We start from the raw sequence: 20,508 nt of genomic DNA, 5'->3' as shown, positions 1-20,508 counted from the left end.
TTATGGCAAACAATAAAACATTAGTGGCCTTGGCCATTATTCTTTCGAGCACATCTTTTTCTGTTATGGCCGATAGTAAAAAACCAATTGGCTGGCAGATAAAAAATAAAACATGGAACAAGTCGTTTGAGAAATCTTATGAAGAGTTCGTAGCGACTTTAGGAAAGGGAAAAAAGTCAGGTGCTTGCCATACGACAAGTGACTGCTTAAAGAGCCCTGTGGCCAATCCTCGTTACTATAATTTAAATCCTGAAGGTCTTTCTGATGTGTATTCAGACTGTGCAGATCTTCCATACATTTTAAGAGCGTACTTTAGCTGGATGAATGACCTGCCGTTTACCTATCCGGTGAACTTAACACCAGCTCCAATTAAATCTCCAGAGCTGCCAGCGCTTTTAGCAGAGCTCGAAAGACTGAATCTGGAATTAGAGAAAGCTGGTTTTCTTAAAAAGGCCGTTATTAAAGCGCAAATTAGAAGCGTGAGAAAGAAAATTTACGGTGATAAAGACACTGATATTCGTTATAACAGCTTTGGAAACACTCTGATTAAAAAGCGCTATGTGAAAAACGGCGACAATATCAATACGATTCTAGAAGGTGTTGCCAATAGCATTTCGACAGCTTCGTTTCGAACAGATGCTTCTTCTGATATGACCAATGAACTTTTTAGAGACACATACCCGGTTGTGATTAATAGGAATGCGATTAAACCAGGAACAGTTCTTTATGATCCAAATGGACACATTGCTGTGGTTTATGAAGTCACAACTAATGGGAAAGTTCACCTAATTGATGCTCACCCGGATAATAGCTTAACGGCGATTACTTATGGTGAAAAATTCTCTCAAACGAATGTTGAAATCGGTGGAGGGTTTTCTAATTGGAGACCCTTTAGCGTTGAGGCCGGGGTAAGTGCAACTTCAAATGATGAGCTTCCAGATTATTCATTAGAGCAGTTTGAAAAAGGTAAGAAATTTGTTTTCAATAATACAGAAATGGACTTTTACGAATACGTTCGCAATAAGCTTTCTGTTGGGAACCTGGTTTATAACCCGGTAGTAGAATTGACAGAGATGATGGATGAAATCTGTCACGATGTAAAAGAAAGAGTGGTGGCAGTAGATGCATCGATTAAAGCAGGTCTTTCAACTCAGAATCACCCGGATAAACTTCCGGACAATATTTATGGAACAGATGGGGACTGGGAGAGTTATTCAACTCCTTCTAGAGATGCCCGCTTAAAAGCTTCGATCCGTGAAGGTCGTGCTCTTATGATTAAAATGATTGAAGGATATAGAAACTCTGATCCTGCCATTAAGTACACAGGCCATGATTTAATCGGAGACCTAAAAGCTACTTATGCCAAAGAGAGCAAAGCTTGTTCATTTGATATCAAGAGAACAAATGGGACAATAAAGTCTTTTAACCTGGACCATGTTTTAAAGAATATTTTTAAACTTTCATTCGACCCATATCACTGTATCGAGCTTCGTTGGGGAATGCTGGATGCTGAGTCTCTACAGTCATGCAATGCCAATAAGGATAAAATGGAATGGTATCAGGCAGAGCAGGGATTAAGAAACACGATTGATAGAAACTATTCATTGAAGATGGACTATTCTCTAAAAGAACTTCCGGGTTCTTCTATTTCACGAGTGAAAGAAGAGAATATTTCAATTGAAGATGCTTTAAAAAATTAAATACGCTCGAGGATACTATAACCTAAGAACTCTTTGGTATCCTCGATGCTCTTTTCCGGATTGTCTTTCACCCAGCCAGGAGTGGGAGGAGTCCTTCCAACTTTTTCAGATTCAACTCCAAAGAACTTTGTTTCTTTTTGTTTCCAGCCAAGCCCTTTAAAAAAATCAAACCAGTTTTCCGGATAAAAAAGAAAAGGAGCGTTTTTCATCTGCTTTAATCTTTTGGGAGTTCTTAAGAATTTTAAAATCTCAGGTGAGTAGTATTCAGTGATCCAGTAACAGAAGTTAGGATGACGATGAAGGGAAGAGGCAAGAGAGGCGGCATCTTCATTGGAAAGATAGGGCACAACTCCTTCTGTCATCACCAGGACTTTTTTGGATTCGCTGGCAACTTTAGCGAGAAATTCTTCGCGCAAATTCTCGATGGATAAATCGAGCTTTACTCTTTCTAAACGACAAAGAGGATTAACAGCTTTTAGTTTTTCTTCTTTAGTGTTGATGATTTTTGGGAAATCGACTTCAATCCAGCGCAAATCTTTTGGGATCAAAAGGCGATAGGGTCTAGTGTCAAGGCCAGCTCCTAAATTTAAAACGGTATCAATGTTCTGATCTTTTACGAGGTCAGTAATGAATTTATCAATGATGTATGTTCTGATGACAACAGACCATGAAGTGTAGCGCGACCCCTGAGTCCTGATAGCTACTTTTGATCCAGCCTCTCCTAAAAGAAGTGAAGCATAGGGGTCTTTAAAAAGAGCATCTTTTCTTTCTGATTCTTCTGCACGGTAGGCGGCCACCCACAAGGCAGTGTCAGTGACATCGTTAATTTCCAGGGTCTCGATTTTCATGCTCATTAGTTTAAACAACTGTGAGCAAGAAGTAATCAGATAACATTTAAAAGTTTAAAGCGGTGATTGGCGTATTGACGGGCCTCGCGGTTTTCACGCATTTGATGAGCGGTTTCTTTAAGATTATCTTGTTTTAAATAGCGCCTTTCTATTTTGGATTCTTTTTTTATGGCCTCCTGATTTCTCGCGTGCAATTTCCTGAACGGATCTTTGTAGGGGCTGACTTGCTTGGAGGGAAGTCGTTTGAATTGAAGAAGGTAGAGGCGTTCGCTAATCATCGCTTCATTATAATGAGAATTGAAAGGGATATGGTAGAGATTATTTAGGCGATGGAGTTTCGCAAACTTAAGTAACTCAATTAATCCTTTTAGTGGATCATAGGTTGGCCACTCTTTAAGGCATTTTGCCTATAGTACTAGAGCTGAACTTTCTAGTACGTCAAAAAACTTTTTTAGTCAGTGTCATTGGGCCTCTAATTCACTAAATCAATATTTTTTTTATCGAGCATAATGTAACCGAGCATTCTGATTATTTACTTTAGCTACTTTGTTATTTCAGTTTCTTATCAAAATTCTCATTATGGCATGCATACTGCTGAAAGACTTTTATAGATCATAACGATCAATAAACGACATTAAAATAAAAGGAGCCCCAAGGATGGAGCAAACGAAAAAACCTGCACGTTCAGTGCTTGTCTGGATGCTTTTAATTTTAACGTTCGCCCTAGGAGTGTCTTGTACTCCTCAGGATGGAACTGCGACAGGCGAGGAAACGACTCAAACTGAAGAACAAGGGACAGACCCAAATGGCGGGACAGGCACTGGTGGAGGATCGACAACAACTCCGACATCTCCAGAAGCGGCCGGTTATTATATTGACCAGATTAAATCGATTGCTTCATCTTCAACGTGCGCTAGTTACTCATGGGCAAGTCGCGGGAGAGCGCCTGCTGGATACATTAAAGGGATGGTGCTTACATACGCCAGAAGCTATTGCCGCTATAAAAAAAATCAGGTCTCACCAACAGCACTCGTCGATATTTTAACGAGGGGAGCAGGGAGTTCTTCAACAGATGCCCTGGCACTTTACTCATCAACTTTTTCTAATCTTGGTTTAGTTGTGAACTCGGCCGGAGAAGGGCCTGTAAGATCCCTTTATACTTTAGGAATTGGGTTAGGAATGAGAGAGAGCTCGGGGAAATATTGTGAAGGGCGAGATATGTCCGCTTCAAACACATCCGCAAGTACAGCGGAGGCCGGAATTTTCCAGACGAGTTACGATTCAATGAGTGCATCGGCAGAGTTAAGTAAACTCTATGCTGAATATAAAGCTGACACTTCCAAATGTTTTTTAGATACATTTAAAGAAGGTGTGAGTTCATGTGGCAACTCAAGCATCGCCGGCAGTGGGGCAGGAGCTGAGTACCAGGCCTTTAATAAATCATGTCCGTCATTTGCTGCTGAATACGCGATGGTCATGCTTCGTGTCCGTCGCAACCACTATGGGCCAATCAACAGACAAGAAGCAGAAGTCAAAACACAATGTAACCAAATGTTAAAGAGTGTTCAGGATTTTATTGATAATGATGTCTACGCTTGCGATGAGATTAATTAAGTGTCTTCATCGTGTCGTTGATCCAAGGCATGTAATAAAGAGCGTTGGTATAAACACCAACTTCATTACATAGAGCTGATCCTCGGCTTGTGACCCCAAAGAGGAATAGCTCGCCATCCTTCTTGATATAGGCCGGACCACCAGAGTCCCCGCTGCAAGTTCCGGCCTTCTTTTCATTCAGTCTCACTTCTGTTTGATGAATAAATGAAATAGGAGCTTCACCTTGTCTTAAAATACCGTCTCCTTCCATTTCAACTTTAAAGCACTTCACATGATTTCCTCTCATGTCGTCTTCGCAGTAAACTTCTCCGAATTCGATATCTTCGTCTTTTACTTTTTTCGGGTTGATCTCTTTAGAGATGTCGACATAGTTCACACCAAAGCCTGCAACCGTTACAGTGTTGCCGATCTTTAGAAGTGATTCATCTTTTAAGAATGTAGCTGGCTTAAATCCAGCCGGGATTGTCCCTTTGAATTTAACCAGAGCGATATCTCCAACATCCACTTCAATTGTTTCATTGTTTGGATCGTAGCTTGAGTGAGCTTTAAAATCTGTTGCTTGAAGAATGTATTCCGCTTTCACATCTGGCTCAAGTGAGTTCATGACTGAGTCGACGTCTGTTGCGAAAACAACTTTAAGATTAGAAATTCTATCAGGCTTGCAGTGAGCAGCCGTTAGAACAACGTTTGGAGCGATTAATGAACCTGTGCAGATGTAATTGGCCTTTACATCGTAAACAGCAACAATGCTTGAAGCGATAGCTTCACCGTCTTTTACACGGACACCGTTGATGACAGAGGCCTTTTTAATTTGAGTATGAGAGGCATCGTTTTTTACGCCACAAGATAGTAAAAATAACGCACTAAGACCAGTAACCATTAGTTTCATAATTTGATGCTCCATTAAAAAGGAAGGCTTATATATGAAGCAGGGGATAATTTTGCAAGACATAATATTGTTAAGATCTTTTATCTGAATAGATTAGAGACTTTAGAAGAGACTCGAGCTTCTTTTAAAGTGTAACAAAAAAGCGTTACACACATCAGCAAAATAGTTCCACCAAATAAAAATTGGGCGTATGGATTCATTTTCATCATGTCTCCTAAAGTGTTTCCCCAAGGATGTAAAAGATAGAACCAGTAGGTGATATCAGAAAGAAGTTCTGAATGCCCGAGGATGCCGAAAGAGAGGTCATCTAAGGCACCAAGCTGAACTATAAAGAGGCCAATTAAAAAAGCGTGCAAGTCAAACCCGAAAGAGTTGCGCATGATAAGCGGCAATGACGTCATCAAAGTGATCACAACCATCGTCATGAATACACTTAATTTATATTTAAAAGCGAGCTGACGAATTTTTTGGAAGAGAGAGCATTCGATATTAAAAGCAAAGAGTGCACCGATAAGGAAACAATCCACTCTGGTTTCAAAAGAGTTAAAGATATAGGCATTTGTGGCCAGGCCAAAATAAAGAAGAACAGAGCGATAGGTGATAACTGCTAAAATCGCAAGTGAAAGTGCGATGGTGATTTCTTTCAGCGAGTGACAGTAATTAACAAGGAGAAGAAAGACAAAGGGCCAGACTAGATAAAACTGCATGACCAGCGAAAGCGTCCAAAGATGAGCGAGTCCATTGTTGGGATGGCCATTGAGGGCATTGAAGTAATTAGTAGTGAAAGTGGCGACAGAGAGAAATTGGGTTTCATCAACTGGATGATGGTGCCATATTTTTATAACCAGATTGATTGCAAGAACTATTAAGAGGGCCGGAACTAATTTAGATAATCTTTTGCTAAGAAATCTTCTTATTCTTATTTTTCCAGTCTCGGACCATTCTTTAATAAAAAAACGTGTGAAGGTATAACCAGAGAGAACCATAAAAAAAATCGCCCCGTGCCCTCGACCAAATAATGTCTTACTATGCCCTGAAAAAACTAAGAGCACAGCAAGCAACCTCAACCATGAAAGGACAGGCGGAAGTCTTAAAGGAATGTCTGGTAGCGGATTAACTTTGGCATTCATTGTCCTGGACTATAATCAATTCAACAGGAGTTCGAAATGGATCATCGTAAAGATTAAACTTATTTTAAGTTTGAGTATCAAATCTTATTCATTCCTTTTAAGAATGAGTTCCTTTCTTTGAATTCTATGGATCTTTCCTGAGATAAGCTTAAGATGACAATGAGGAGTCAATTATGAATGACATCAAAGGAAACTGGAACCCAGACCAATATGATAAATTTAAAAATGAAAGGACACAGCCTTTTATAGATTTAATGAGCTTTATTCAACCGCAGGACTTTCAAAGAGCGGTGGATTTAGGATGTGGAACGGGAGAGTTGACTCATCTGTTTCACCAGACTTTTAGGCCCAAGGCCACCTTGGGGATTGATTCCTCTAGGGAAATGTTGCAAAAATCACAGCTGCATCCGGCTCCGGGGCTAGCATTTATCCAAGACAATATTGAGACCTGGAGGCCTAGTGAGAAAGTGGATTTGATTATTTCCAATGCCGCTCTTCAATGGTGCTCAAATCACTCGGAGCTTTTTAAGAATCTTTATCAATCACTTTCAGCTGGAGGACAACTCGCGGTTCAGATGCCGATGAACCACGATTACCCTACGCATGTGCTGGCCTACGAGATGAGTTTTGAACCAAAGTGGAATCAGCGTTTAAATGGAAAAGGCTACACGAAGTACGACCTATTTTCGGTGGAAGAGTATGCAGCTTTACTTTACCGCTTGGGCTTTCGGGAGCAAACAGTCGTTTTAAAAGTGTACCCCCATGTGCTTGGCTCGCGCGAAGAAGTTCTCGAGTGGGTAAAGGGCTCGATGCTTTCATTCTTTAGGCAAAACCTCACAGATGAGTATTATCAGGAGTTTTTACAAGAGTTTAGAGAGCGCCTCTTTAAGCGTCTTTCTGACGATAGGCCGTTCTTTTACCCCTTTAAGCGCCTGCATTTATGGGCAAGGGTCTAATAAAGTTTAAAGCAGAATTGTCCGATAAGGACCTATATGAAAGCACTACTTTTTTTCCTTGTGACGACATCTACCGCCTTTGCTCAAAACTGCCCAGAGCAGATTGGGAAGTATGGAAACGGAATTCAATACCAGGACATGTTTTGTCGTATCATGGTTGGTGCTGACCGCAAGGACTCACAGTCATACCGCAATTTAACTTTTACTGACTCGGGAGCGATTCAGGTTTTTAGTAATTTTCCGGGAACCACAAATTCTAATTCAACTGGGGCCAGAGTTTTTTACTTATTTCCAAAGCGCACGAAAAAAGGAATTACTAACACCAGTGAGTCGGGACTTAGTTTAACTCACTCTAGTGGCGCTACTTTTAATTTTGATAAAACAGGCAGAGTGAGCTCTCCAGATATGTCGATTAAGGTTGCCAGTGACATCAACTCACAAAATAAGAGTGGTGTTGAAATCGAAAGTTATTCAAAAGGAATTGTTATCGATATCGGTTACCGAATGGGAAGCACTCCACTGACAAAAAAAGATGGAGTCGTGACAGTTACGGACAAAAATAAAAAGAAGTGTACGATGGTTAACTCTGATCTTCACCGTTTTGTCGGTGGGGAAGCAGAGCTAATTTATAAAACCAATGAAGCACTTCATGGCTTCTTATCTAAAAAATGCCCAGGCCTTGATCTTTCAGATTTAATCAAACCGATGGCCCAGGATCTAAAAGTTGTTAAAGCGCCAGCTCTGTTAGGGCAAGCGCCATCAAAAGACTTATCAGGAGCAGAAAACGATTCGAAACGCGAAAGAAAACCGCAGGTCGATGAGTTGGAGTCACTGATTAAGAATTTGGATTCAAAGAGTTCACAGAAGTAGTTACTTAAAGAAAATGTCTGCTCTAACCTGAACGAACTTATCATCATTAAAATGATTTTCTTTTATGAAGTCAGCACCAACTGTCCATGTTCCAAAGAGCCAGTCTTTGTGCAGGAGTTGACGGTAGCTGACTGAGGTATCGTAGCTATTGTAATAATAGGTTGGGGTAAACTTGGCGTTGGCACCTACTGAGTAAGCGAGCCCTTTTCTGGAATTGATTGTTTGAGTGAGAACAAGAGCGTGGCGAAGAGCAAATTTTCCAGTTTCATGCGTCCATACGAGGGCATTGGTAAAATCAGTTTGATAAGTTTGATTCCATTTCCTGGTGAAAGAGACTTGAGAGACTTCTTCAAACTCTTCCTGACGATAGAGAATCAGTTTTTGTGAGAGTCCAATATTGACCCAGCTCAATTGATAAGTTTTTTGCAAGTCCGCTTTGACATAGGGATTAAGCGGCATACTGATTCTGATCCCGAAACTAAGTGAGCTTAAAAAATCCTGAGTTTTATCGAGTAAGAAGCTAGCCCCCGCTGTATAGCGGTTATCGTCTTGTTTGTCAGTCAAACGCCCGTTTTTAGAGAGACTACGATTATTTGAAACCGATGAATCGGTAAGAGCATTAGTGATTTCATCTTGTTGTTTCTCTACAACGATTTTTAACTTTTTAGATGTGTTAGGTAGACTGATTTTAAATTGAAAATCCACATCGTTTTCAATTTTCTGCCCTTCTTTTTTATATGAACTGAGATAAACCAAAATACTGCTTTTTTGCTCTTCTTGTTTAACCGGTTGATTGGTAAAAAACATATCTACACTGCGATTGATCTGATCCCATTTCGTAGCAATATAGGTGTTGGTCGCATCCACGTCTTTGTAGTGATCAGGTTTTTGTGCCCACGAAGGAGCAGAAAGAAAAATCAATGACAGAATAAGTCTTTTAATAATCCACCCCCAAAGTAATGATAGAGTGGGTTTTGATATATTTCACATTACTTAGTTGGTAAGCATAACGGATGAAGTACTTTTTATCGAAATAATAAAGCGCACCGACTTCCAACAGGAACATATTCTTTTTATCTTTACTGGATTCATCTCTTCCGAAAATAGGGTTTTTATGCAAAGCTGTTTTTGCATAACCAATACTTAGTGTGGCCAGAAGAGGCACCCATTTTTGGGTTGGAAGAAAAACTCCTCCCTTAAAACCAAGTCCCGCAGTTTTTAAATTGTCATTGCGTTTGTATGAGTCTTGAAAAAGAGAAGCTGTTACATAAGCATTATATTCATAACTCCAGGGCTTAAATTCCTTTTCAGTTAAAAAGCCAAACTCTAGGTTGAAAAAATTTTTGTTCACACCTGGAAGGGCCAGCATTAGAAGTGTGCCCTTGGGCATATCCATGTCATCGAGTTCATCGGCCATCGCGATATTTGTCATAAAGAGAGAAGAAAGTAAAAGAAGGTGAAGAAGAACTCTCATCTCGTTTGTTTCTTTTTGGTTTGAGGTGTAAAACGGTTGGGGTCTTTTGGTTTTTTGTTCCAAAGATAAATTTTCAAGTCTACTTTACCGTTAGTGAACTCTACGCCTTCGAGTTCCAGTAATCTTTTTTGTCTTAAGTACTCAGGACTCATTTCCGGGAATGAGAGTTTTCCACCAGACTTTATCACTCGTTGCCAGGGAAGACTATGTCCATGACTGCTAGAATGAAGAATCCAGCCTACGCCGCGTGAGCCTTGAGGTTTCCCCGCAAGCTGGGCAATGAGGGCGTAAGTGGCGACCTTTCCCTCAGGAATGGCCTTGATCATTCTAATAACATTTTTAGTGAAGTCGGTGCGAGAATCCATTGCTCATTATCCTCATAAAAGGAGGACTTTATCAATGGAGTTTTGCTTGAAAGACTATAATTCGAGAGGAAAACTCACACCCAGAGCGATTTCTGCATTGGCCTGTTTTGGATTCAGGTCGGTTGACGTGCCGTTGATCTTTGCTTTCGTAAATGTAGGCATACGGTAGTAGGCGTTAAGACTTACCTTTGGCGAAACCTTATAACCAAAACCAAATTCATATGTTTGCCCTCTTAGACTTGAATCCGAACCATAAGATGTGCTGGTGTAGTAACCAGCGGCCCATAGTCTGTAGTAATTCTGTGAGTTGTATCCAAGAAAAACACCAAAATCATTGCGAGTGAAAGTCGTCGAGGCCACAGTGTCACTGGCATAAGTGTAAGAGGTACGAGTGATGTCGACTCCGTAGTTTAGGCCGAATTCTTTTTCATAGTAACCAAATTTTGCACCATACATTGGTCCTGTGTATTTCTGACTTCCAGATTCATCGCTTGAGCCGCTGACGATAAAAGCTCCGTGTGGTTCAAAGAACATTTTGGCCGAGGCTTCGTTGGCAGAAAGAGCGATGAGAGCAAGGGCAAGAATTTTATAAGTGGCTTTCGTCTTCGTCTTCATATTCATCTACGGCCCCTCCTGGGCAAGCGATACTAAATCTTTGAAAATTTTAACATAGATTTATGGGAGGGATTGATGAATCAATTTCTGCCTTAATTCTGACTGACGTGCTTGGTTTATTTATTTTGAAGGCGGTGTTTTTTCTCAAAGATTGCCCAAATCCTTCTGGCAATAGGGCCAATAGGGCGAAGCCTTGGCTTCATTAAACAAAGTTCTAATTCATAAGGTCTGCAGATTTTTTTATCAATTAAGACCAAATCCTTTTCCTGTTCAAATTCACTCTGAGAAATTCGTCCCCAACCTAAGCCGTTGCAGATCAGGCGAAGCTTAGTAGAGTGATCGGGCACGTAAATTTTTGGCCCTCCACCATCGTATAAAGGATCGGGAGTGAGTTCATCTTTTCTTTCGTCGGTATCTTTGTTGTAAACAAAGATCTGAGGATGAGTTTTTAAAAAATCAGCATCAGGCTTTCTTTTTTCCTGAAGCAATTTTCTCGAGACAGCTCCAACGAGAGAGACTGTTTCAATCGTTATCTTTTCAATTCTCTCTTCATCAAAAGGGCAAGGGGCCAGCGCAAGATCGACTTTTCCTTCGATCACCAGACTATGACTTCCATGTAAAACTGTTTTTTCCATAATGAGAACGACAGGAATCACTGGGCGCGAACATTCATGGGCGATAATTTCAATGGCCTCAATAGGAACGAGAGGATCGAGTGCGACTTTTAGTTTCGTCTCTGCCTTATTTTGTCCAAGCTCTTTAGCAATCTTGGCTGTTTCGTAAGACGCTTCTAATGTTTTTCTGGCAGAGTTAATAAAGACTGAACCGACTTCAGTGAGTTTGGGCCTGTACTCACTACGATCAAAAATTTGAATTCCAAATTCTTCTTCCAGATTTTTAATACTGGCACTCAAAGCAGGTTGTGAGCGGTGCAAGTGCTCGGCAGCTGCCCTAAAGCTTCCTTTATCGATAATGGCCAAGACGGTCTCAAGTTGTTCTAAGTTCATAATATTCTTATAACATGATCCAAAATTCAGATCAAGTTGATAGTAAATGAATATTATTAATTATCATGAGTTAGGAGTATTCTTAGGGTGTAAAGAGGCAAACAACTTTAAAAAAAGGAGAAACATATGATCACACTAAGAAAAGCAAACGAAAGAGGAAACGCAGAACACGGATGGCTTCACTCAAACCACACATTTTCATTCGCTGGTTACTACGATCCAAAACACATGGGTTATAGCGCTCTAAGAGTTATTAACGAAGACCGCATCGATGGCGGAACAGGTTTTGATACTCACGGGCACAGAGATATGGAAATCATCTCGTATGTCATTGATGGGGCCCTTGAGCACAGAGACTCAATGGGAACAAAAGCAGTGATTATGCCAGGTGAAGTGCAAAGAATGAGTGCAGGTACTGGTGTAAGACACTCTGAGTACAATCATTTACAAGATAAGCAGACTCACTTCCTACAAATCTGGATTCTTCCAGAGAAAGCTGGAGTAGAGCCTGGGTATGCACAAAAATCTTTTGCTAATGACTTTGGTTGTAGCGATATGGTTTTAGTCGCTTCTAAAAATGGAAGAAATGGCTCAATCACAATTAACCAAGATGTAGATATGTATGTGGTGAAGGCCCAGGATATGGGAGAAAAGATTTTCAAAACTTATCCTCACCGTCACACATGGGTGCAAGTCATTAAGGGAGATGTGAAAGTCGAAGGTGCAACTTTAACAAACGGAGACGGAGCGGCGATCGATAACGTAGATGTGATGAAACTTGAATGGTCGAAAGGCTCAGAGTTCATCGTCTTCGATCTGCCATAAGGAAGATATATGAAAGTTAAATTAAAAAAACTTAGCCAGGCGCTTATGGATGTCCATAAGCGTTTCCTGGAGAATGAAAAAAACCAAGCGGAAGCTTATTTTGAAAAAAAGATTTCTTCGTTTGAGTTTGTGATGATGCTCACTCAAGACAAGGGCTTTGCCTGGCTTCAGCCTTTTTCTGCTTTAATTGCAGAGATTGATGCCCTGGCCGATTCAGAAGAAGAAATGACTGAAGAGGAGATGAAGACCATTGCTCAGAAGGTTGAGTTTTTATTAAAAGACCCGGCCTCGAGTGTGGTGAGCAGATACAATCATCACCTGGGGCAGGACCCGGCATTTATTATGTTCCATTCAAATCTTAAAAATGAGTTGAATGGGTTTTTAAAGGAAAGTGTTTAAAGCAAAAAGTAGGGAGCTTATATGATTACTGGAGTGAGAAAAGAAGAATTAGTAGCGCAGATGACGGCAAGAGGGCATGATATTATCTCTGGACTGCCGACAACTTTAGGTGGAAAAGACGAGGGGCCAACCCCTCATGAAATTTTTGAGGCGTCACTATCGGCCTGCACGATTCTGACGGTACAGATGTACGCTAAGAGAAAGGGGATCAAGCTTGAATCGGCGAATGTCGACGTAAAGATTGTGAAAGAAGGCCCTGAGAGTGTGCTCACTCGTGAAATCTTATTTGTTGGTGATTTGAATGAAGAAGAGAGAGCTCGCCTGGCAGAAATCGCAGAGAAATGCCCGATTCACAAGCTGATGCAGAGTCAGATTAAAATCGAGACAGTGATCAAATAATTTTTTTCATTTCTTTTGAGATTCCATTGTTGTTTTAATTCGTTTGACCTTTTGAGTTTTGTCCTTAAACTCACAAGCGAATTTAAAATGACACTGGGATCACATGACTTCAAATAGAGCGACAAGCAGAAAACTACAGATATTATCAGCGGCTGCGGAAGATCCACAGCAACTCGATCTTTTAAGTTTTATTTCTGAGTTTGCTCTTCCTGAAATTGAAGCGAAGGCAAAGGTTAAAGAAACGAAAGCACCTAGGCCTGTTTTGAATCCTCCTAAAGTCGCTTCTCTCATCTATTTTCATGGAAATGTTAACAGTGAAAAAAGCTTCTCTCGCTTTTGCGTAGGGAAGTCTAATCAGTTTGCTTTTTTGGCCATTAAAAGATTTATTCAAAATGAACGAAATGATTTTGGAATGGTTTTCCTAAAGGCCGACAGTGGTCTAGGAAAAACGCATCTTTTACATGCTTGTGCCAATGAGATGGTGAAACTCAAAAAATCTTTTTATTTCAGTTCTGCCCTTACATTGCCTTCAGATATATCTGGGAAAAATGTAGAGACCTTACTTATTGATGATGTGGAAGATGTAGAAGGGAAGCCTGATATGCAAAAGGCCTTTTGCCAGTTAATTGATTATGTTCAGGCAAAAAAGATCAAAATGATCATTGCTGGTTCGAAACTTCCTAAAAATTTAGTGAATTGTGAAGAGCGTTTAAAAAGAAAGCTCTCTTCAGCACTGATTCATCACATTGATGAACTTGATAGTGAATTGGCGCTGGAAATTGTCGAGCAAAGAAGCCGCGATCTCGAACTTGCACTTCCTGAAAATGTGAAAAAGCTGGTGTCACAACAAACAGGCACGAACGTGTACGGGATTGAAAGTCTTCTCTATAAATTTAAGAGCTCTGAAGAGATTAAGGGCCAAAAGATCACGATGGAATTGGCCTTAGAAGAAGTCAAAGATAAGAAGGCGATTCAGCAGTCATGTGACTTTGATTTTATCCTGGATGCGGTCGGGGAGAGTTTTGGCGTAAGTCGAAAAGATCTTCTGTCGGGAAAAAGAACGATGGCCGTTGCAGAGGCCCGTCATGTGGCGATGTATATCCTGAAAGAAAAAATGGAATTGAGTTTAATGAAAGTTGGAGAATTCTTTAGCCGAGACCATACTTCCGTTATGTACGCTGTGGCGAGAATCAAAAAGCAGTTAAATGAAGATCCAAAAATCAGGACTAAAATTGAAGGACTGATCTCGACTCCAGCTTAATAGATTCTAAAATGTTTTTTATAAAAACTATAGTTGAACTAATTTTTTAGATAACTCAACCGTTCTTTCAATCAATTCATAAGACTGCGTATGCAGATACTCGCTATCTCGCACATAATCCATATTCTGCTCCATCGCCTCAGAAGACCATCCTAATGAGTGTCCTACATAAGGAAACGGAGGGGCCATAAACCCAAGCTCTCCAAAAAAGTTAAGCATCTGCCCGGCCACAGACTGGATATTATCCTGCCCACCAGTAATGATCATTCCTACAACTTTGTTTTGAATCAGGACGCGGTCTTTGAGTGTGATCTGGTTTTGAACGCTATTGAGCCTTTCTGCCATCTTGTAATAAAGTGAGCTGGCATTTCCCCAGCGAATAGGCGAAGAAACGATAACGACATCGGCCCAATGAACCATGCCTTCATAAATTTGGGCCATTTCATCTGTTGGGTCCATCTTCGTAATCGAGCAAGGCCATGTGCAGGCCTTTTCTGATTTTGAGTAAAAGCCTTCGCAGTGCCTGAAGTTTAAGTCAGAGAGTTTAATCAAGCGTGTTTCGACATCAAGATTTTTAGCAGCACTCTTTAAAGCAGAGTTAAGAAGCTCTTCAGAAGTTGAAAAGCGTGGATGATTTTTATCCATCGCTGTTGTTGAAATCCCCAGGACTCTAATTTTTCCTTCTTCGCGTTTTGGCTCTCGGCTAAGATTCATGATGCCAGAATTATAAACTGCTTGGACGCGTTTGGTTTCGCCAGGGATGCTGATATAGAGTTGCCCATTTTCAATTTTCAAAGGAAATGTAGGAACGGCACCAGGATTAGATGAGAGAGGTTCAGCTGAGCCAGAAATACTTTCACCTGTTTTGTGATTGAACTCCCAATAGTGCCATGGGCATTCGATGCATCCTTTTTTTAATCTTCCACGCGAAAGTGGCCCACCCATATGATTGCATTTATTGTTGAGAGCGCCGAAGGCCCCGTCATGAAAAGTAAGTACGACTTTCTTTTTGTCAAATTCAAGTTCCTTTAATCCGCGAGTTTCAAGTTCACGAATAAGGTCTTCGGTTTTACCGATTAAAGTCCATTCTGAAGATGTATTTTCTTGATTCATTGCCAAAGTTCCTAAGTATGATTGAATGTCTGTCTGATTGTACCAGAAAAAGGAGGCGTTTGGGTGATGAATAGTTTTGATAAAAATTAATTAGTATGGATAATAAAGAATATATGAAAACTATACTTTTTTTCGTTTTGTTACTAAGCAGTTCTGTTTTTTCGCAGGAGCTTCCTGATCCTCTTGCAAAAGAGAAGGAAGGCTATTTTAAGCTTTTAGCAACGAAGTATGTTCTTTTGCCTCATAACGGCACCTTTCTTTTGCCGATTGTCTACAATACCAAGCCCCATGAAGATCTTTACTCAGGTATCAAAAGCACAATGAATCAGAAGAACGCTAAGTTTTATAAAAAAGAAGAAACAGAATTTCAGATCAGTTTCATGATTCCGATTCAAAACAGGATTTTCAAATCTAATTTTGACTTAAACGTCGCTTACACTCACCATGCCTGGTGGCAGCTTTATAACAAAGAGTACTCTAGGCCATTTAGAGAAACGAACTATATGCCGGAAATTTTCCTGCGCTACATAGACCCCTCAACCAGCGAGTTTGCTGGTGTTGACTTAATGGCCGCAGACATTGGTTTTGTTCATCAGTCCAATGGACAGATTCAAATCATCTCGCGCAGCTGGAATAGGCTTTATGGACGTATGTTTATGCAAGGATATGGTTTTAAGTTTATTGCGATAGGATGGTATCGCATTCCAGAGAAAAGAAATGAAGACGAAAATAGAAAGATCCAAGAGTTCATGGGGTACGGCAGACTCGAAATTATTAAAAATTTAGGAAAGCATACACTTTCACTAAAAGTTCCTCTGGCCGCTCGTTATCTGAGTACAGATTTAAAATATTCTTACCCATGGAAAGATAATTTAAGGTGGTATGTGAGTGTCCAGTCTGGTTATGGACACTCGTTAATTGAATATAATCGTTATACGCAAAGATATGGGGCAGGGGTCGTTTTAGATAGTTTTATCGATAAAGTGATCGAATAGAGCTAAGACTTGTGATTGATCATGTAGTGATTAACAATCTGCTTAGTCACAACTTTTAAACTCAGGAGATGCTCGAAGTCCTCCTTTTTAAATTGATAGAGGTTTAAGAACATATCAATTTCTTCGGGAGTATAGAATCGTCTTCCATTCTCATAATGGTCAATATCCATGGCCTTCAATTGAATTTTAACCGCTACATCAGTTAAAGAAAGTTTGCGAACCTCGCGTACGAAACGCAGGATTTGTCCTTCTTTGCTTTCACGGTTGTTGTGAACATGTTTACCGATCATTGGATTGTGTTTCATTTTAATTCCTAGTCTTCGTCGACATCGTAGTCATTGCCGCTTCCGTTGGCATATTCTTCGTCTTCATCATAATAGTCGCTATCTTCATCTTCGGCCGAATCAAAAAAGTCATCTGATTCTTCAGCGTCTTCTTCGTAGTAATCCTGTTCATCATCTTCCGGCCCATCAAGAGTCTCTTCTTGCTCTTCTTCGACCTCGTGGTATTGGCCAAATTCGTCTTTGTAAATGTCTCTGTTGCTCATCGTTTTTACCTTTAATAGTGATTGAGGGGGGCTTTATAACACAGGATTTATCGTTTGACACCCTTGAACCTCTAAGCGTTGTCTAATTGTTCTTTTGGTCTTTTGTTTTATATTTAGGTTATGAAAAAAGATTATATTATCATCGGGGCCGGTCTAAGTGGCCTAAATACTGCAAAAAAACTTGTGGCCCAAAACCTGGGAGAGGTGTTGATCCTTGAAAAGTCCCGAGGTTTAGGCGGCAGAATGGCCACCAGAAGAACTCTGGATGCCCGATTTGATCATGGGGCCCAATTTTATAGGAAAAAAGTCGATCTCTTCTCCCACCATGACTATTGGAGAGATCAGGATGTCAACCAACACTGGTTTTTATCAGATGAAGGGGATCATTGGTGTGGGAAAGCGGGGATGACCACGCTTGCAAAAAAACTAGGTGAAGGACTGACTATTTCCCTGGAAAAAGAAGTCCAAAGTATTCATTTTGAAAATGGATTTTGGAAGCTTTTATCAAAAAAAAACGAGGAATGGCAGGCCCGTCATTTAATTATCACTTCACCTATTCCACAAACCATAAAACTTTTAGGTCATGTGGAAAAAGAAAAGTTTCTTAATCCCGATCAGTGGAATGAACTTCAAGGGATCACTTATACAAAAGCTCTTATTGCCTTGGTGACTCTTGAAGGGCCGTTTTCATTAAAAAATGGTTATGTTGAATTCCAAGAAGGGGATTTCTTCTCTATCAGTGACCAGTATCAAAAAGGAGTAAGCCCAATTCCTGCGCTTACGGTAACGATGTCGGCCTTATTTTCAGAGAAAGAATTTGAAAATGAAGAAGCCGTAGTTCTCGAAAAAATCCTGACTGTCTTAAAGACGAGTTATCCTGAAGCTAAAATAAAAAATGCTGAGCTTAAAAAATGGCGATATTGTCGTCCTGAAAAGCAGCTCAAAGATTATTTTTTTGAAATCGCTCCAAAGCTTTATCTCGCAGGAGATGCTTTCGGTGGAAGTAGTCTTGGTGGCGCCGTCAGGTCTTCGGAGTCTCTATGCCGCCATCTTCTTGGAGAAGCTGATGAGAAATAAAATTGAGAGTGTTTTAGAATCACTGAGCACAGAAGAGCGAGACAGACTTATTCGCATGTGCTGGGAAGATAGAACGCCCTTTGAGGCGATCTTCCATCAATATAACCTAACTCCAAATGAAGCCGTCAAATGTATGAGAAAGATGCTTTCTCTCAGAGACTTTAAGCGCTGGCGAGTGCGCGCTAATAATTTAGGCCACCTCAAGCATTTGAAGACCAGGCCAGAGGGGATCACGCGTTTTAAATGTTCACGCCAGAATATGGATGGAAGCACTAAAGGGTATAAGTAAATAATCTTTTAGCGGTCCATTTCAAAATCTAGAATTCCACAATTATCTTCCTGGCAAACTCCACCAGCGGCCTTTAGAAGCTCGCTTACACGCTCCTGGCGTTTTTGTAGGTCATTCATGAATGCATCCGGGTCACCTGAAGACATTTTTAGTTGAGGGATCAGCGGGTAATTGTAGTAGAGGACACCATTGGCCTCAATGATTTTATCTTGCACTGACATTTTTGGATTGGCCGCTATTTTCTTTTTATACTTAAGAAGAGAGAAAAGACGGCTTTCAGATGAATCAAGTGCTGTTTCGCCTTCTTCATCGGAGAAGTCGGTAAACTTGTTGAGTTGGTTAACAGGGATTTGTTTACTTTGAATAATGAGGTCAACAACTTCGTCGGCCGCGTTTCCGGCCGCAATCCATAAGAGGTGAGGAGTTGTTAAGTCGATTCCTGCATTGATTAAATCAACAGCGATTTCTTGGTTGGTATAAATGGCCGTGTTCATCAGAGGAACGGCATTTCCAAGAGAAGTGTCTTCTACGTTTGGGTTTGCTTTATACTCAAGGAGAATTTTTACCGCTTCTTTATTGTTGTTTCTTACTGCGCGAACAAGAGGGAGCGGGGATTTGAACGAGTAAGTTGATTCATCTCTTCCGCTGCTATCAGGATCGGCACCTGTTTCAAGAGCAAGCTTCACACACTTGTTTCTCTCATCCATTTCGGCCTTGCTTGGTTTTGTGTCGTAACTTAAATTAGTGACATCAACAGCAGCGTTGAGGTAAATCGTAGCAACTTTTTTTGTGTCTTTTACATAATTAGTGTCGTACATGTAACCTAAAAATTTTTTGCATGAAGCGAATGGATCAGGTGTGACGACTGGCGGTTGGGTTTCCGCTTTTTTGGGTGGTTCTTCTGGTTTTTTCTCAGGGCCTGGAGTGTTGCCATAATAAATATCAATTTTTTCTTTCACTTCTTTAGCAATCTCTTTTGAAATCTTTTTTAGCTTCTGGTTGATTGAATCAAACATTGAGCTTTCTGCATGGGCAGGAGCGGAAATGATAAATCCAAGGACGAGAAGGAATGAAAAATGGCGTTTCATATTTTGCATAAATATATCCTTTAAAGGTTCAAATAGAAGAAGATATAGCACGTGAAATGCCAATATGATGAGGTGGAAAATCAGCAGGTTAGGCGATAGAGACGAATACAGGTGTTTAGGAATTAGACAATTAAGCGAGTATGGGAATTTAATCCGGATGAAACCAGCAAGCAGGCCTGCTCCATTTTAAATCATCGCACTCATTAACATTTAAACTTGAACAAAGTGTTCCTTTGATGAATGTCTCATATCTACAATCCAGCTCGGGATATTCTCCTACTAGATCAAGTGTCCTATCGCTGGCAGCATTTTCTGTCTTTGCAAAGAAGCTTGAAGGAATGCTTAGTTGTTCTAGGATTTGCTGATAAACCAGGATCGTCTGATGAGATGCCGTTAAGATTTCATTACATAATTTTACGTCTTCCATGTTCGTATAAGATCTTTGACATTCTTGTGCCGAAGGAAGATTTAAAAGCCCTGTGTTCTTAAGAAAGAGATCCGGGATTTTTGCTGCGAGCTTTTTAATACATTCACTTGTTGCAAAATAATCGGCCTGCCCTTCAGCTGACATTTTCTTAGGGGCCCAGGCGCGGACGGCCGGTGTCATCTGCTTGCCAACAACATAAGGTTTGCCTCCCAAAAAATGACCAACTTCATGGCATAAAATCATTCCAAGAGTAGGGACTGTCTGGTGCTCCAATGAAAGAAACGAGGAGACAACAGTGATTTCCCAGCTGTTTTCTGCTTTTTTAGCAGCATAAGCATTAGGAGCGGCCGGTTTTTCGGAAAGGATAAATTTTAAGTTACCACCTTGCTCTTGGATTCTCTCGGCATAGATTGAATCCAGGGCCTTGGTAATTCTCAAATAGTCGACTTTGTCTACTGAAGCATGGGCCACTTGTCCCAGCAAAATGAGAATGAAGAACCAGTATTTTTCCATGCCTCATTTATAACACAATCTAGGAGGCATTTTTCTTTACTATAACTAATACACACCTATCAGAAAGGCAGAGAGGGAAGTTGTTAATTTTAGATTTGGGCCGCCAA

25 protein-coding genes are annotated in these 20,508 nt (G+C 40.5%); 11 read left to right on the top strand and 14 right to left on the bottom strand.

Features of this window, described 5'->3' with window-relative positions; all coding sequences use genetic code 11:
- The first annotated feature begins 2 nt into the window (after window positions 1–2).
- A complete protein-coding gene (locus AC6JA8_RS12235; protein ID WP_497974037.1) occupies window positions 3–1,700 on the top strand; it encodes a hypothetical protein in 1,698 nt (565 codons plus the stop codon).
- Here the strand turns inward: AC6JA8_RS12235 and AC6JA8_RS12230 are convergent.
- Window positions 1,697–2,548 carry a class I SAM-dependent methyltransferase gene (locus AC6JA8_RS12230; RefSeq protein ID WP_497974036.1) on the bottom strand — a complete coding sequence of 284 codons (852 nt, stop codon included), beginning with the start codon at window positions 2,546–2,548 and terminating at the stop codon, window positions 1,697–1,699. The two genes, AC6JA8_RS12235 and AC6JA8_RS12230, sit on opposite strands and share 4 nt — an antisense overlap.
- A gap of 35 nt (window positions 2,549–2,583) precedes the next feature.
- Window positions 2,584–2,826, bottom strand: a complete 243-nt coding sequence (locus AC6JA8_RS12225) for a hypothetical protein (RefSeq protein WP_497974035.1) — start codon at window positions 2,824–2,826, stop codon at window positions 2,584–2,586.
- Between the two features lie 379 nt (window positions 2,827–3,205).
- On the opposite strand from AC6JA8_RS12225, the gene AC6JA8_RS12220 reads away from it, so the two are divergent.
- Window positions 3,206–4,162, top strand: a complete 957-nt coding sequence (locus tag AC6JA8_RS12220) for a hypothetical protein (RefSeq protein ID WP_497974034.1) — start codon at window positions 3,206–3,208, stop codon at window positions 4,160–4,162.
- Here AC6JA8_RS12220 and AC6JA8_RS12215 read toward each other — a convergent pair.
- Together AC6JA8_RS12215 and AC6JA8_RS12210 are read right to left on the bottom strand one after the other, a co-directional pair.
- A complete protein-coding gene (locus tag AC6JA8_RS12215; protein WP_497974033.1) occupies window positions 4,155–5,051 on the bottom strand; it encodes a S1 family peptidase in 897 nt (298 codons plus the stop codon). The genes AC6JA8_RS12220 and AC6JA8_RS12215 overlap by 8 nt on opposite strands.
- A gap of 80 nt (window positions 5,052–5,131) precedes the next feature.
- A complete protein-coding gene (locus AC6JA8_RS12210; protein WP_497974032.1) occupies window positions 5,132–6,181 on the bottom strand; it encodes an acyltransferase family protein in 1,050 nt (349 codons plus the stop codon).
- Between the two features lie 173 nt (window positions 6,182–6,354).
- On the opposite strand from AC6JA8_RS12210, the gene AC6JA8_RS12205 reads away from it, so the two are divergent.
- Both AC6JA8_RS12205 and AC6JA8_RS12200 read left to right on the top strand, forming a co-directional pair.
- On the top strand, window positions 6,355–7,137 hold the full coding sequence (locus tag AC6JA8_RS12205; protein ID WP_497974031.1) for a methyltransferase domain-containing protein: 783 nt from the start codon (window positions 6,355–6,357) through the stop codon (window positions 7,135–7,137).
- Between the two features lie 36 nt (window positions 7,138–7,173).
- Window positions 7,174–8,007 carry a hypothetical protein gene (locus AC6JA8_RS12200; protein ID WP_497974030.1) on the top strand — a complete coding sequence of 278 codons (834 nt, stop codon included), beginning with the start codon at window positions 7,174–7,176 and terminating at the stop codon, window positions 8,005–8,007.
- Here AC6JA8_RS12200 and AC6JA8_RS12195 read toward each other — a convergent pair whose 3' ends face one another.
- The 5 genes from AC6JA8_RS12195 to AC6JA8_RS12175 form a co-directional block, all read right to left on the bottom strand.
- Complete coding sequence (locus AC6JA8_RS12195; protein WP_497974029.1) at window positions 8,008–8,928, bottom strand: hypothetical protein; 921 nt, start codon at window positions 8,926–8,928, stop codon at window positions 8,008–8,010.
- Between the two features lie 16 nt (window positions 8,929–8,944).
- Complete coding sequence (locus AC6JA8_RS12190) at window positions 8,945–9,481, bottom strand: hypothetical protein (RefSeq protein ID WP_497974028.1); 537 nt, start codon at window positions 9,479–9,481, stop codon at window positions 8,945–8,947.
- Entirely contained in the window at window positions 9,478–9,846 is a 369-nt protein-coding gene (locus AC6JA8_RS12185; RefSeq protein ID WP_497974027.1) for an MGMT family protein, read from the bottom strand. Before AC6JA8_RS12185 ends, AC6JA8_RS12190 begins: the two co-directional genes overlap by 4 nt.
- Before the next feature lie 54 nt (window positions 9,847–9,900).
- On the bottom strand, window positions 9,901–10,461 hold the full coding sequence (locus tag AC6JA8_RS12180) for a hypothetical protein (RefSeq protein ID WP_497974026.1): 561 nt from the start codon (window positions 10,459–10,461) through the stop codon (window positions 9,901–9,903).
- Between the two features lie 116 nt (window positions 10,462–10,577).
- Complete coding sequence (locus tag AC6JA8_RS12175; RefSeq protein WP_497974025.1) at window positions 10,578–11,468, bottom strand: LysR family transcriptional regulator; 891 nt, start codon at window positions 11,466–11,468, stop codon at window positions 10,578–10,580.
- 126 nt (window positions 11,469–11,594) lie between these two features.
- On the opposite strand from AC6JA8_RS12175, the gene AC6JA8_RS12170 reads away from it, so the two are divergent.
- The 4 genes from AC6JA8_RS12170 to AC6JA8_RS12155 all read left to right on the top strand — a co-directional run bounded on the left by AC6JA8_RS12170 (window position 11,595) and on the right by AC6JA8_RS12155 (window position 14,352).
- On the top strand, window positions 11,595–12,293 hold the full coding sequence (locus tag AC6JA8_RS12170; protein WP_497974024.1) for a pirin family protein: 699 nt from the start codon (window positions 11,595–11,597) through the stop codon (window positions 12,291–12,293).
- A gap of 9 nt (window positions 12,294–12,302) precedes the next feature.
- Window positions 12,303–12,692, top strand: coding sequence for a hypothetical protein (locus tag AC6JA8_RS12165; protein WP_497974023.1), 390 nt, complete (start codon window positions 12,303–12,305; stop codon window positions 12,690–12,692).
- Between the two features lie 21 nt (window positions 12,693–12,713).
- On the top strand, window positions 12,714–13,091 hold the full coding sequence (locus AC6JA8_RS12160) for an OsmC family protein (protein ID WP_497974022.1): 378 nt from the start codon (window positions 12,714–12,716) through the stop codon (window positions 13,089–13,091).
- A 103-nt stretch (window positions 13,092–13,194) separates the two neighbouring features.
- Window positions 13,195–14,352 carry a DnaA/Hda family protein gene (locus AC6JA8_RS12155; RefSeq protein WP_497974021.1) on the top strand — a complete coding sequence of 386 codons (1,158 nt, stop codon included), beginning with the start codon at window positions 13,195–13,197 and terminating at the stop codon, window positions 14,350–14,352.
- A gap of 27 nt (window positions 14,353–14,379) precedes the next feature.
- Here AC6JA8_RS12155 and AC6JA8_RS12150 read toward each other — a convergent pair whose 3' ends face one another.
- The gene (locus tag AC6JA8_RS12150; RefSeq protein WP_497974020.1) at window positions 14,380–15,465 is read right to left on the bottom strand and encodes a Rieske 2Fe-2S domain-containing protein; all 1,086 of its coding nucleotides are present in this window, start codon (window positions 15,463–15,465) and stop codon (window positions 14,380–14,382) included.
- 113 nt (window positions 15,466–15,578) lie between these two features.
- Here AC6JA8_RS12150 and AC6JA8_RS12145 point away from each other — a divergent pair, with 113 nt between their 5' ends.
- A complete protein-coding gene (locus AC6JA8_RS12145) occupies window positions 15,579–16,460 on the top strand; it encodes a phospholipase A (protein ID WP_497974019.1) in 882 nt (293 codons plus the stop codon).
- A gap of 2 nt (window positions 16,461–16,462) precedes the next feature.
- On the opposite strand, the gene AC6JA8_RS12140 is transcribed toward AC6JA8_RS12145, so the two are convergent.
- Window positions 16,463–16,765 (bottom strand): helix-turn-helix domain-containing protein, encoded by a 303-nt coding sequence (locus AC6JA8_RS12140; RefSeq protein ID WP_102244072.1) that lies wholly within the window; start codon window positions 16,763–16,765, stop codon window positions 16,463–16,465.
- Between the two features lie 8 nt (window positions 16,766–16,773).
- Window positions 16,774–17,007 (bottom strand): hypothetical protein, encoded by a 234-nt coding sequence (locus tag AC6JA8_RS12135; RefSeq protein ID WP_491636444.1) that lies wholly within the window; start codon window positions 17,005–17,007, stop codon window positions 16,774–16,776.
- A gap of 120 nt (window positions 17,008–17,127) precedes the next feature.
- Between AC6JA8_RS12135 and AC6JA8_RS12130 the strand changes: the two genes are divergently transcribed.
- Window positions 17,128–18,084 (top strand): NAD(P)/FAD-dependent oxidoreductase, encoded by a 957-nt coding sequence (locus tag AC6JA8_RS12130; RefSeq protein WP_497974018.1) that lies wholly within the window; start codon window positions 17,128–17,130, stop codon window positions 18,082–18,084.
- A complete protein-coding gene (locus tag AC6JA8_RS12125) occupies window positions 18,074–18,373 on the top strand; it encodes a TIGR03643 family protein (RefSeq protein WP_497974017.1) in 300 nt (99 codons plus the stop codon). The genes AC6JA8_RS12130 and AC6JA8_RS12125 overlap by 11 nt, the downstream gene beginning before the upstream one ends.
- Before the next feature lie 8 nt (window positions 18,374–18,381).
- Here the strand turns inward: AC6JA8_RS12125 and AC6JA8_RS12120 are convergent, their stop codons facing one another.
- Both AC6JA8_RS12120 and AC6JA8_RS12115 read right to left on the bottom strand, forming a co-directional pair.
- Complete coding sequence (locus tag AC6JA8_RS12120; RefSeq protein ID WP_497974016.1) at window positions 18,382–19,470, bottom strand: ankyrin repeat domain-containing protein; 1,089 nt, start codon at window positions 19,468–19,470, stop codon at window positions 18,382–18,384.
- A gap of 139 nt (window positions 19,471–19,609) precedes the next feature.
- The gene (locus AC6JA8_RS12115) at window positions 19,610–20,401 is read right to left on the bottom strand and encodes a hypothetical protein (protein ID WP_497974015.1); all 792 of its coding nucleotides are present in this window, start codon (window positions 20,399–20,401) and stop codon (window positions 19,610–19,612) included.
- Between the last annotated feature and the right edge of the window lie 107 nt (window positions 20,402–20,508).

The organism is Bacteriovorax sp. HI3, assembly GCF_059738875.1.
Note: the sequence above shows the minus strand (reverse complement) of the source record. Positions and strands in the feature narration are given on the sequence as shown.